Consider the following 12,697-nt stretch of genomic DNA (forward strand, 5'->3'; position numbering starts at 1 on the left):
TTATTTTGTAACAATCGTTACCTAAGTGCGTTTCATATATGTTTATCAATATTATAGTATAATTAATGGAAAAAGTTACCCGTTTTTTTTGGTTCTGTTCGGGCGCCCACATTGATACCTTAAAGAAATACCCTATCGAACATAATAAATATGTAGGCATTGGCGCTACTATTTTTTTCACAGCGCTATTTGCATCACTTTCGGGCGGCTATGCTATGTATTTTGTTTTTAATGGGGATGCCTTCGCGGTAGGTTTTGCCATTCTGTTCGGTATGTTATGGGGCACGGCCATATTTAATATGGACCGCTACATTGTATCCAGCATCAACAAAGAAGGCAGCACTAATCAACAAATATTACAGGCGTCGCCACGTATTTTACTGGCCATAATGATTGGGATTGTAATATCGCGCCCGTTAGAATTAAAAATATTTGATAAAGAAATCCGCCAAAAATTAAAGACCGCTTATCTAAAAGGTCAGCACAGCAAGATAGATACGCTGCAAAAAACCTACAGCGAAAAGTATGGCATGGAGCTGGCAAAAACCGCCGATCTGAAAAAAGAAAAAGATTCGCTCGAAAAAGATATTAACCGCTCACGCACCCAGTTGAATGAAGAAGTTTTTGGCGAAAAAAACAATCAAACATCAGGCATTGTGGGTTATGGTACCTATGCCAAACAAAAACAAACTGTTTTACAGGAAAAGGAGGATCGGCTAAAACTGGTAACGGGCAATGCTGATAAAATGGACCAATACCTTAGTCAGCGAAAAGAATATGAAGGGGTGAACGGTGTTAAAATGCTTAATGAGCGCCAGTTGGATAGCCTGGCTAAAGTTGCCGGCTTTGCCGACCGTAACTGGGCACTGGGACAGTTAACCTATAATGAAAATGGCACTCGTGACGTGGATACTTACCTGGCCATATCCTTTATTGGCTACCTGTTTATTTTGTTTGAATGCTTACCGGTATTTGTAAAGTTGATGTCGCCCAAAGGGCCTTATGATGTGGCCATTGCAAAGACCTTTGAAGCTAATGTTTATTATGCCGATAGGGATAAAGAGCGCGATATAACCGTTATTGACAGTGTATATCCCGACCACGTGGATGAAGATATAAAGCGACGAAAGAAAACACTGTCCACCCGCTCAGATTATGACCGGGACAGGCCCCGGTATGATTAGTAAATCGCTATCAACTTGTCTTCATTATTCAATGGCTCACCCCATCTTGTATTTAAGGGCGATACATACATGTCTCATATTTGAAAAAAGTGTTTCACCCTAAATTTGCAAAAATCGATAAAATATGATAAAGTTCTTATTATAAGCCACTTATACTGCTTTACCTAAAGCTTTTGTACTGTTTCAAAGTGTTTCACTCATTTTATTAAAGCACTGTATATCAATAGATTAACCTAAAAGAGTGTTTCATGTGTTTCATTAATTTGTGAAACACTTTATCACCTTTTTATTGCTTCCTTTTACTGTAATTGCACATTCAGGGGTAATGTAGCTGCCTGCATGGAAGTAAAAATACCCAACCCGTTTACAATATTGGTTGATGGGTTGGTTAAACTAAGCGATGTGCCACCACCGGCACTTATGGCATCGTTATACTCCTGGTTAATATGGAACAGCTGTACTTTATACATACCGGTATAAGCAAATATTGTAGGCTGGGTATTAAAAAGAGCTACCTGCCCTATAAGCGTTTCATTATCATGGTAGGGGTTGCTGTTAGAATTGGTTGGATACATAACAGTGCTTGTGTTTTTATAAACCATTAAATAAAACCAACTTGCAGGGCTGGTCCAGCTAAACGTTACCGGTACAAATGTAGTTGTTGTGGTTATACCCGCCCCCCTGAATGGAACTCTTTGTAAAGTATCTGACGCCTTAAAGCCGGTGGGTTTATCGGGCACGGTTGTTTTTGAAGAAATTGTACTGCCCTGGTAAGTAAAATTAAGCGCATAGGTCTTTTTTTCCTGTATAAAGGTAGTGTCGCTCCAGGTATAATTACCGGGTGTGGTTTCTATCAATTGCACGGTGTTTGTCCCGTCTGATATATTTAGTTTAAGCCCGGTAATGGGGAAACCGTAAGTTATAGTATCATCCAGGTATTTCTGGTAATAAACCTTAACCAGAGTTTTGGTGCCGGGTACCAGATAGCCCTCAACAACGGGCTTATCAATACCGGATACGGTGGGAGTACTGGTTTTTTGGCAGGCTGATAACAACGCGCCAATAGCAAAAAACAATACTATTGCTGATAGATAATAATAGGGTACTGATTTTTTTATTTCCATCTTAAACTAAGTGTTATATTAGGTGTAAAGCCCAGGTAATCTACGTTAGAAGTAATAACCTGGTTATTTACTATAGTGTATTGTTTATACCAAACGTTGGCACGGTTGTACATATTGAAAAGCGAAAAACCTATGCTGCCTATTTTGCGGCTATCTGTTTTTATCAGGTCATAGGTAACAGCGGCATCTAACCGGCTATAGTTAGGTAAGCGCTCGCCATTCTCTGCGCTTATAGTTAAATAATTATGACTGTTGCCGGTGTAATCATTTATAGTAAAGCTGCTTAAAGGAGCAGTATAGGGCCGCCCGGTTGCAAATATCCAGGTTGCAGCAAACGACCAACGACCGTACTTATACATGTGTACCGTTTTAAACTCATGCTTTGTATCCTGGTTTGCCGGAAACTCGCCGCCATAAATGGCAAAATTATTAATGGCCTCTGCATAGGTATAGCTTATCCACCCGGTATAGTTGCCGCGTGTTTTTTGCAGCAGCACTTCAACACCCCTGGTGTATCCTGTACCGGTATAAAAATGCTGCTCAAGCGTTATCCCGGTACGCCGGTTGCCTGTTTCGCGTTCAGAGTACTCTGTTAAACCGCTCAGTTGTTTATAATATCCTTCCACATCAACCAAAAAATCTTTGGTCTCATAACTAAAGCCACTAATATAATGATTGGCTGTAGATACCGGTATAGTAGTTCCGTTGGCCAGCACCCAAAAATCACGGCTCCCAGACAACACATCTTCGCGTATAACCTTGTCTGTAAACTGGTTAAACCGCCCGGTTGATGCTTTTAAGGTAAGTTGGTCTGTAACCGTATAAGTTGCAGACATGCGCGGCTCTATATATAACTTGGAGGTTTGGTTGTAATAAGTGGTACGCACGCCCGGTTTTATTTGCAGTTTATCAGTCGGGTTGGCTTCAATTTCGGTATACCCTCCGCCGGTTATTGCTTGCCTGTGCTGATCTATCAATACGCTGGTATCGTTCTGGCTATAATTATAAGCTACATCCTGGTGTGATACAAAGGTGCCAAACAATAGCTTATAATTATTTTTAAACTGCCATTCCCAATCTGATTTAAAGCTCAGATCTTTTACATTATTTGTTTCAAATGTGCCGCTGTTAATGGTAGTTGAAACACCGGAAGCATCTGTTGAAGTTAACGCTGTACTATTGTCCCTGTAACTATGGTAAGTAGAATAGCTTAATAATGTATTTGAGTATAATTTAGGATCCCACTGTCTTGACCATTTTAAGCTTGAGCCTAAATTGCCATAAGTAGTTTTATCTGTACTATTAAGATTTCCGCCCCCCGCAAAAAACGATGGTAAATTTAAGATACGGCTATTATCCAAATTATCATCTCCCTGGTATAAGCTCCATGAGAAAAGGTTTTTCTGGTCGGGGGTATAGGTGTATTTGGCATTTAGATCATAAAAGTAAGAGGTAGGCACAGTAACCGAGCTAGCCCCACCACCACCAAACCTGCCGCCGCCACCTCCTCGCGGCGGGCCACCCGGGCCACCACCGCCGCCACTTGTTGTTTGTGTGCTATTAAACTTTTGGAATATTTTATTATATAAGGGCCCCTGGTAAGAATGGCGGTAGGCTAACAGCAAAGTTGATTCATTGCCTAAAGGCAATTCGGCAAATGCGTTTGCACTTAATAAACTAAGATCTATACCATAATTGGCCTCTTTTTTATTGCCTTCTTTGCCTACCATATCAGTAACGCTTGATAAGCGGCCACCATATTTAGACGAAAAACCACCTTTATACAAAGTAACATCCTTTACGGCGTTACTGTTAAATGCACTGAAAAAACCGTATAAGTGGTCTACCTGGTATACGGTAAATCCATCAAACAAAACCAAATTCTGATCGGGTGTACCGCCGCGTACATATACGCCGGATGAAGATTCATTGCTGCCGCTTACACCGGGCATTAATTGGAAGGATCGTAAAATATCTTTTTCGCCTAAACTGGGCAGCGTTTCTAATTTTTGCGGTGATATTTGCAATACGCTTACCCTTCGTTTATCGGTACTCATTAATGATTCGGTTCTTTTATCATTAATTACTACTTCATTTAATGCCTTATTTGAGGCAAATAGCCCTATAGTTATATTCCCTTTTATGTTTTCGGGGGTTAACTCAAATGTATCGGCCCGGTAACCCATATAAGTAATATCCAGTTTACAGGTATCAGCCGGTACATTTAAAATAGTAAAATTCCCGTCAACATTAGCGGTTGTACTTATTTTGCTATTACGTACGGTTATAACAGAAGCTGGTAATGATTCACCCGTACCCTGGTCTATAACCTTGCCCGAAATAGTAAAGTTTACTGATTTTGGCATAACTTTCACTGCTGCCGGCCCATCACTATGCACAATAATAGCAGACGAAACAGGGGTTTTTACTATCGGGATTGGGTTATCTGGATTTTCAGGCGGCGGGTTAGCCCGCATTTTCTTTAAAGCAGCTACATCTTGCGGTTCTTCAATAACATAAATAGCCTGATCCGCATCAACCCAATAATGTAAATCATTTGCCTTACATACTTGGTTTAATACATTTTTAAGTGGTTCATTCTCATAATGTTCTACCACATCAAAGCGGTTTATAAGGCCACGGTTAAAAATAATTTGCAAATGATACTTATTTGCTAAATTATCCAAAAAAAGATCAAGTGTAGTAGTGTAAGAGCCACTTATCAGTACTTTACTTTTTAATTCTCCCTGCGCACTGGCAGTAAGAGCTGTTATTCCTGTAAGAAGCAGAATTAGTACGAGTTTCTTCATAATGATGCAGCTAAGTTTGAAAACTTTAATGTTAACAAATGTTAAATGCGACGTATACTTAGTTTTTTCACACCAGCAGGTAATTTTTTGCGATTAAAACAGTTAAACATTATTATTGGTCAGATTAAACGCTCAATGGTCAAACTATCACATTATAATAATATCACCTTATACTTAACAAACTCCTAAGCCCGTAAAACATGAACTGTTTAATAGTAGATGACGAACCCCTTGCCCTTGATTTAATGGAAGATAATATTAAACAGATACCATTTTTAAAACTGGTTGGTGCTAGCCGCAATGCATTCGAAGCAATGAATGTTCTGAATGAGCAATCTGTTGACCTGATCTTTTTAGACATACAAATGCCGGGAGTAAACGGCCTGGATTTTTTACGCTCACTAAAAAATCAGCCGCTTGCTATATTGGTTACTGCCTATGAAGAACATGCTGTTGATAGCTTTGACCTTGATGTGGTAGATTATCTCTTGAAGCCGGTATCATTTCCGCGGTTTTTAAAAGCGGCACAAAGGGCACATAGTATGTTTAAGATGATAGAGCAGGTTAATAAAGCTCCCCTAAAAACAGACGACCATGTGTTTGTTAACGCAAATTATTCGCTGGTAAAAGTAATGCTGGATGAAGTAGCCTTTATAGAAGGATTAAAAGATTATGTGCGTATTAACATGATATCAGGTAAAATAATAATTACCCGTATGGGTTTAAAGAATATAGAAGAAAAACTGAATCCTATAAAATTTATGCGGATACATAAATCCTATATAATTGCATTGGATAAGATCGATTCTATCCAAAAAGCCCAACTAGTAATTAAAGACCGCGAAATACCTATCGGTGATGGCTACCGGCAACTGCTGCAGAACTATATTAGTAATAGGAATTTATAAAAGACCTTTTTAATTATTCGCCTGAAGCCTAAAAATGTACTGCCCGCAAGACAGTTTACAATAACGGAAGGCAAGGGCTTTAACTATACAATAACTGTTGGTATAATGTTTGTCATAGGGGGGTGTATATATTTATTCACTAATTTATAAGACAAATGAAAAAGCTAATATTATTTGCTGTTGCAATTGCAAGTTTAGGATTTGCATCATGTACGAAAAACAACTCTGATTCATCTGGCACCACACATGTTACCGTTAAACTAACCGACGCCCCGGGTTCTTATGACGCTGTAATTTTAAATATTAAACAAGTTGTAATTATATCAGCAGGTGGGCAAAAGGTAATCGATGTTAACGCATCGCCGATTGATATACTTCACTTTAGGCAGGGGCGTGATACTGTACTTGCCGGTGTGGATGTACCTGCCGGAAAATTGCAAGAAGTACGTTTGGTATTGAACAGCACAGGTAACCGCGTAGTAATTGGCGGTGTTTCTTATGATCTGAATACACCCAGCGGACAAACCTCGGGCGTAAAACTAAAAGTACAGGATGACCTTGTTGCCGGTGTAGCATACACCCTAATGCTTGATTTTGACGCGGCACAATCTATTGTTGCTACCGGTAGCGGTAAATATAATTTAAAACCGGTTATCAGAACTATACCACAAGCTGTTTCGGGCGTATTAACCGGCGTAGTTACGCCGGTGGCATCTTATCCCAGGGTATATGCTATTATGGGCACAGATACTGTAGGTACTGTTGCTGATGCTACAGGGAAATTTTATTTTCCGGGCCTGTCTGCAGGTATTTATAAGGTTAACTTTGTTCCTGTGAGCCCTTATGCATTAAAAACTATAGATAACGTTACAGTAATTAATGGCGCTGTAAAAGATATGGGTACAGTTACTATCACACAATAAAGTAAAAAATCAAATACAGTATAATGGCTGTATTATCAGTTTAAAATTGAAAAAGCCCCGGTCAATATCCGGGGTTTTTTTGTTTGCTAATGCAGCTGATAAATTCGAGATATAAATTGTGTTTTGGCCGCGTCGTTTCGCATTGGATTAAACATTTTTAGTGTGTAGATTTGATGTACAGATATGAAAATAGCTACCTATAACGTTAACGGTGTTAATGGCCGCCTGCCGGTTTTGCTACGCTGGCTGGACGAAACCGCACCTGATGTGGTTTGCCTGCAGGAATTAAAAGCACCCGACGAAAAATTTCCTTTACAGGCTATTAATGATGCCGGTTATACAGCCATCTGGCATGGGCAAAAGAGCTGGAACGGTGTGGCTATATTATCGCGCAGCGGAGATATTAAGGAGCTAAGGCGCGGGCTCCCCGGTGATCCTGACGATACACATAGCAGATACATAGAAGCTATTGTAGATGGTATTATAATTGGTTGCCTTTACCTGCCAAATGGTAATCCTGCCCCCGGACCTAAGTTTGATTATAAATTGGCCTGGTTTGAAAGGCTTACGGCGCATGCCGCCAGTTTGATTATTCATGATATGCCGGTTGTTTTATGCGGAGATTATAATGTAATGCCTACCGAACTGGATGTTTACAAGCCGGAAAGATGGCTGGATGATGCACTATTTAGACCGGAAGTGAGGGTGGCGTTTAAAAACCTGGCAGACCAGGGCTGGACCGATGCTATACGGAAACTTTATCCCAACGAAAAGATTTATACCTTTTATGATTATTTCAGGAACGCGTATGCACGCGATGCAGGCTTGCGTATTGATCATTTTTTATTAAGCCGGCATATTAACCAACGCCTGCTTGCTGCCGGGGTTGACAGGAATGTTCGCGGGTGGGAAAAAACAAGCGATCATTGCCCTGTTTGGATTGAGTTAACAACATAAGATTTATAGGCTGCGTAATAAACCTTTACCAGTTAAATGTTATTACTGTACTGTCCCAGGGACACGTGATACACCTTGGGACACCTTGGGACACCCAAAATTGTAATTAGCTGAAAATCAAGAATTATTAAATAATTACTCAATAATCTAATCGCTAAACATGTTATAATATAGCTGCTGATCTTTTTTTTTAAATATATTTTAATTCATATTTAAATGCAAAAGCGGCTGCCTTTTAATAAGGGCAGCCGCTTTTTTAATTAGTTTATAGCTTAAAAGCTTTATTCAACAGGTACCAGTTTTAAACATACCGGTGCGCCAACTTCAATAATTGTAGGGGTTAAGGTTAGCTTGCCTGTAGTTTTATCTCTCTTAAAAATGAGGATATTATTCGAGTCTTGATTAGCAACTAACAGAAAATTACCCGCAGGCTCTATAATAAAGTTGCGCGGGGCCTTGCCTACTTTATTACGATCAACAAAGGTAAGCTCGCCATTTGCCTGATTAATGCTGTAGGTTACAATTTCATTAGCTACACCGCGGTTGGTTGCATATAAAAACAAACCATCAGGCGAAATATGGATATCAGCCGCGCCAACCGCGCCGGTAAAGCCATCGGCAAGCATGGTAACGGTTTGGAAAGCAGTTAACTTGCCATCATCATATTTATAAGCCGTAACTGCCGAACCCATTTCCTGTACGTTATATAAAAATTTACCATTAGGCGAAAACTCCAAATGGCGCGGGCCGTTGCCCGGTATAGCACTAACAAAAGCAGGAGACGCCGGGGTTAACGGCGGATTTTTTGATGCTTTGTAACGATAGATATTTATTTTATCGGTACCAAGATCTGTATATAGTAAATATTTGCCATCAGGCGATAGCATAGCGGTATGTACATGCGGGCCTTCTTGCCTTTTTTTGTCTATACTACTGCCTTCGTCCTGTATTTTTTGCGACATTGGGCCCAATGAGCCGTCTTTAGCTATCGGGTAAACCGTTAAGCTGCCGCCATTATAATTGGCTGTAAATACATTTTTTTGATCTTTATCAATTGCTATATAAGCAGGGCCACCATAGCCGGGTTGTTGGTTTAGACTATCCAGCTTGCCGGTTTTAACATCAAATTTAAAAGCGCCAACAGTACCCAGGCCCTTCCCCTCGTTTGCCGAGTAAACAAATTTATAATCATTAGATACTGCTAAGTAGGAAGGGTTATCAATGCCGTCAATTTCACTTAAATAAGCTACTTTTCCTGTTTCGGCATAAAACCGGTAAACATATATGCCCTTACTGCCATTGCGGCGGGTGTAGGTGCCTATCAGCAGATCGTAAGTTTTTGGGGTGGTTTTCTGTGCAAAACAAAACACAGGCGATACCAGCATTAGTATGATCAGTAATTTCTTCATTATAATTTTAATTGATTTACTGCCGCAAGGTAATAAATTTGGCAAAAAAACGGGAGTATAAAAAGTATAATTAATGATACAAGCTGAAATATTTAACACCTATCAAGATGCGTTTGCAAATAACCGCATTGAAAATGACGAAAATGTAAATAGTTGGTAATAAGTAAATTATATAGTGCATCAATGACGTCCCCGATAGGAAAAGAATATTTATGCCAGACTTGTTTTAATCAAGGATCATATCTCTATTACGTCAATAGCTGCGTTTACCCGGAAAGTTCTGCGATGGTAAGGTGTATAACCAATTTTCAGGATAGTTTCGCGGTGTTTTAGGGTTGGGTAACCTTTATTGCTGTGCCAATCATATTCGGGATGTTCGGCCGCAATTTTTTTCATATAATCATCTCTGTAGGTCTTAGCTAAAATAGATGCCGCGGCGATGCTGAAGTATTTACCATCGCCTTCTACAATACATTCATGTGGTGTGCTTTGGTATTTATTAAACCGGTTACCATCAATTATTAAAAACTGGGGTTTTAAATGCAGCTTATCTATTGCACGGTGCATTGCCAGGAAAGATGCGTTAAGGATATTTATTTCGTCTATCTCTACATTATCAACAATACCCACAGCATGGGCAATGGCCCTTTGCTCAATTTCAATTCGTAACTCGTAGCGTACGCTTTCTGTTAGTTGTTTGGAATCATTTAGCAGGTCATGATTAAAATCATGAGGTAAAATTACAGCGGCGGCAAAAACCGGACCTGCAAGACACCCCCTGCCGGCTTCGTCGCACCCTGCCTCAATAAAAGTATGCTGATATCTTGCTAATAACATTTGATCTTAAAACGTAGCTGCAAAATTATTATTTTTATAGACGATACCTTTAATGATTATTACCACTAAAAAATTCTCAACGTCAATAGGGTAATATCATCAATAGGCTTTCCTTTTATGCTTATATTTAGATGATTCATTAAGGTTTGGTTAAAATTATCAGGCGATAATTCGCCATGCTTTATTACAAAATCTATAAGCAATTCTTCGTCCCAGCTTTTTTCACCATAGGGTTCAAAATCCAATAATCCATCTGTATAATTAACCAACAGGCTGCCGGGCTCAATATCTATTTCGCCCTGGTTTAAAAAAGGCAATTGGTCAAATGCCCCTATCATAGTGGAGCCTAATTTAAGTGGAATAGCCTCACCCTCTGAATATAGTATCGTTGCATTATGGCCGGCATTTATGTAATTAAGCTTGCGCGTGTGCTCATTGTACTTGGCAATGAACAAGGTAATAAATCTTTCGCCTTGTGTATTAGAAACCACTTTTTGATTTAAACGATCAACAATATTGGTTAGGTCATCCTCTACCGCGGCCCAGGCATGCAGGCTTGCCTGGAAATTAGCCATTAATAATGCTGCTGATATCCCTTTACCTGATACATCAGCAATGCACCATAAAAATTCATGGTCATTAAGCCTGATAAAATCATAATAATCGCCGCCAATATTTTGATGGGGTAAGTATCTTGCGCCTATTTCAACACTATTATCTTTATGCATCCTTAAAGGGATCAACATATTTTGAACTTCGGCAGCAAGTTCCATCTCTCTTTGAAAACGTTCTGATTGCAGTCTTTCGCGGAACAACTTTTTATTTTCGAGTGCAACAACTATCACGTTTATCATGGTTTGAATAAAATTCAAATCATTGCTCAACATTTCGCCGGAGGTGTTAAAATCTCCGATCAGAGCAAATGCAAGCGCTTTGCTTTTATGGTATATGGGGATGAAAAAATCGTAATTTTTAAGAATTGAGTCGGTATTACCGGCTAATGATTCGGGAGATTTGATCTTACTTAATGTTGTACATGAACGATGCAATGCTCCAACAGGTTCGACAGTGCCACCATATTTAGAAATACAGGCATAATTGTTTTCCTTCTCCATTAAAAAGCGGAACTTGCCAACTTGCAAATAATTTTGCAGTATCACCTCCAGCATCTGTATTAACACAGGTGTGGACGCGTTTTTATTGATAGCACGGGTTACCTCCAATAAAGAGTTTAACTCCGACTGTCTTTTTAAGAGCAATCTAATTAATTCATCCTCACCGGAGGATTGGCCTAAGTTTTGCATTTCGGGGTCTCGGTGTGCCTAAATTAGAGAAAAATTATAATTTAAATGCGTGTACTTTGCGATTTAATGTCAAAAGCATCTCTAAGACCAACCGTTACCAGGTTAAACGCGTACACTATCAGCATGATAGCCAATCCGGGAATTATTGATAAAAATGACGAATCCATAATAATATAGCCATAATGTTCCTTAATCATGCTGCCCCAGGTGGGCATTGGCGGCTGTGCACCGAACCCCAAAAAGCTAAGACCGGCCTCCAATAATATAGCCGATGCAAAATTTGATGAGGCCATGACCAATATTGGTCCTGCTATATTGGGTAAAATATGCCGGCCGATGATCCGCATGTTATTATAACCTAATGATCGCGCCGCTTCAATATATTCTGTTTGCTTTATGCTCAAAACCTGTCCGCGCACCAGCCGGGCAACCTCTACCCACATAGATAAACCTACGGCTATAAATATTTGCCAAAGCCCTTTACCTAAAGCAAAGGAAATGGCGATAACTAACAACAAGGCAGGTAATGCCCATAATATATTCATGAGCCAGCTAAGCGCGGCATCTACCCAGCCGCCAAAATAACCGGCTATAGCGCCAATGGTTACCCCAATAAGCAAACTTATAATAACCGCCATTAAGCCTACTGACAAAGATATGCGCGCCCCTAAAATCAACCGGCTAAGCATATCGCGCCCGTATACATCAGTACCCAGCAAAAAGGTTTTATGGGTGATAAAAGCGGATGGCCCTTTAGCTAATACCGCAGCAGGTAATTCGTATGTTTTTTTTTCAGGTTTATCTTCGTTGCCAATATATTCGTTTACCAGTACAGAATCTTTCAGAATACGGTAACTGGTAATAGGTATATCCCGGTAAAAGGCTGGCTGCCCAAACAGCATTTTAGTAAAAAAACCAACAGTATCTATGCGCTCAGGTTTTATAAGTCGAAGCATCATGAATTTGGCACCAGGCTTTTTTATGCTGAGTTGTATGGTCTGGTTATTAGCCGACGGGGTAGAGTCGGGCATTATTAAATAGCCCAGTATGGCTATAATGATGGTAACTACTATAAACAACATGCCGGCAACTGCAAATTTATTGCGTTTAAATATCTTCCAGGTGCGCTGTGTTGGAGTGAATTCGGCCACGTGTATATTTTGTTCCTTTTGGTTAAATATCGTTTAATTTGGGTGTATTGACAAGTTTTTGAACGTGATTGAGATGGTTACGATTAAAGT

The 12,697-nt window shown here is 39.7% G+C and carries 10 protein-coding genes; 4 read left to right on the forward strand and 6 right to left on the reverse strand.

Features of this window, described 5'->3' with window-relative positions; genetic code table 11:
- Positions 1-65 precede the first annotated feature (65 nt).
- The gene (locus tag JWP71_RS04675; RefSeq protein WP_299497576.1) at positions 66-1,184 is read left to right on the forward strand and encodes a DUF4407 domain-containing protein; all 1,119 of its coding nucleotides are present in this window, start codon (positions 66-68) and stop codon (positions 1,182-1,184) included.
- Between the two features lie 299 nt (positions 1,185-1,483).
- Here JWP71_RS04675 and JWP71_RS04680 read toward each other — a convergent pair whose 3' ends face one another.
- Entirely contained in the window at positions 1,484-2,308 is an 825-nt protein-coding gene (locus JWP71_RS04680) for a DUF4249 family protein (protein ID WP_299497577.1), read from the reverse strand.
- Positions 2,299-5,118 carry a TonB-dependent receptor gene (locus tag JWP71_RS04685; protein WP_299497578.1) on the reverse strand — a complete coding sequence of 940 codons (2,820 nt, stop codon included), beginning with the start codon at positions 5,116-5,118 and terminating at the stop codon, positions 2,299-2,301. Before JWP71_RS04685 ends, JWP71_RS04680 begins: the two co-directional genes overlap by 10 nt.
- Before the next feature lie 200 nt (positions 5,119-5,318).
- On the opposite strand from JWP71_RS04685, the gene JWP71_RS04690 reads away from it, so the two are divergent.
- The 3 genes from JWP71_RS04690 (at position 5,319) to xth (ending at position 7,906) form a co-directional block, all read left to right on the forward strand.
- Positions 5,319-6,026, forward strand: a complete 708-nt coding sequence (locus JWP71_RS04690; protein ID WP_299497579.1) for a LytTR family DNA-binding domain-containing protein — start codon at positions 5,319-5,321, stop codon at positions 6,024-6,026.
- Between the two features lie 155 nt (positions 6,027-6,181).
- Positions 6,182-6,949, forward strand: coding sequence for a DUF4382 domain-containing protein (locus JWP71_RS04695; RefSeq protein WP_299497580.1), 768 nt, complete (start codon positions 6,182-6,184; stop codon positions 6,947-6,949).
- 183 nt (positions 6,950-7,132) lie between these two features.
- Positions 7,133-7,906 carry an exodeoxyribonuclease III gene (gene xth, locus JWP71_RS04700; RefSeq protein WP_299497581.1) on the forward strand — a complete coding sequence of 258 codons (774 nt, stop codon included), beginning with the start codon at positions 7,133-7,135 and terminating at the stop codon, positions 7,904-7,906.
- A gap of 281 nt (positions 7,907-8,187) precedes the next feature.
- Here xth and JWP71_RS04705 read toward each other — a convergent pair whose 3' ends face one another.
- The 4 genes from JWP71_RS04705 to JWP71_RS04720 all read right to left on the reverse strand — a co-directional run bounded on the left by JWP71_RS04705 (position 8,188) and on the right by JWP71_RS04720 (position 12,607).
- On the reverse strand, positions 8,188-9,315 hold the full coding sequence (locus JWP71_RS04705; protein WP_299497582.1) for a lactonase family protein: 1,128 nt from the start codon (positions 9,313-9,315) through the stop codon (positions 8,188-8,190).
- Between the two features lie 237 nt (positions 9,316-9,552).
- Positions 9,553-10,152, reverse strand: coding sequence for a ribonuclease HII (locus JWP71_RS04710; protein ID WP_299497583.1), 600 nt, complete (start codon positions 10,150-10,152; stop codon positions 9,553-9,555).
- Between the two features lie 65 nt (positions 10,153-10,217).
- Positions 10,218-11,411, reverse strand: coding sequence for a PP2C family protein-serine/threonine phosphatase (locus tag JWP71_RS04715; RefSeq protein WP_299497584.1), 1,194 nt, complete (start codon positions 11,409-11,411; stop codon positions 10,218-10,220).
- A gap of 86 nt (positions 11,412-11,497) precedes the next feature.
- A complete protein-coding gene (locus JWP71_RS04720) occupies positions 11,498-12,607 on the reverse strand; it encodes an ABC transporter permease (RefSeq protein WP_299497585.1) in 1,110 nt (369 codons plus the stop codon).
- Positions 12,608-12,697 lie beyond the last annotated feature (90 nt).

The sequence above is a fragment of the Mucilaginibacter sp. genome, assembly GCF_028287845.1.
Lineage (GTDB): Bacteria > Bacteroidota > Bacteroidia > Sphingobacteriales > Sphingobacteriaceae > Mucilaginibacter.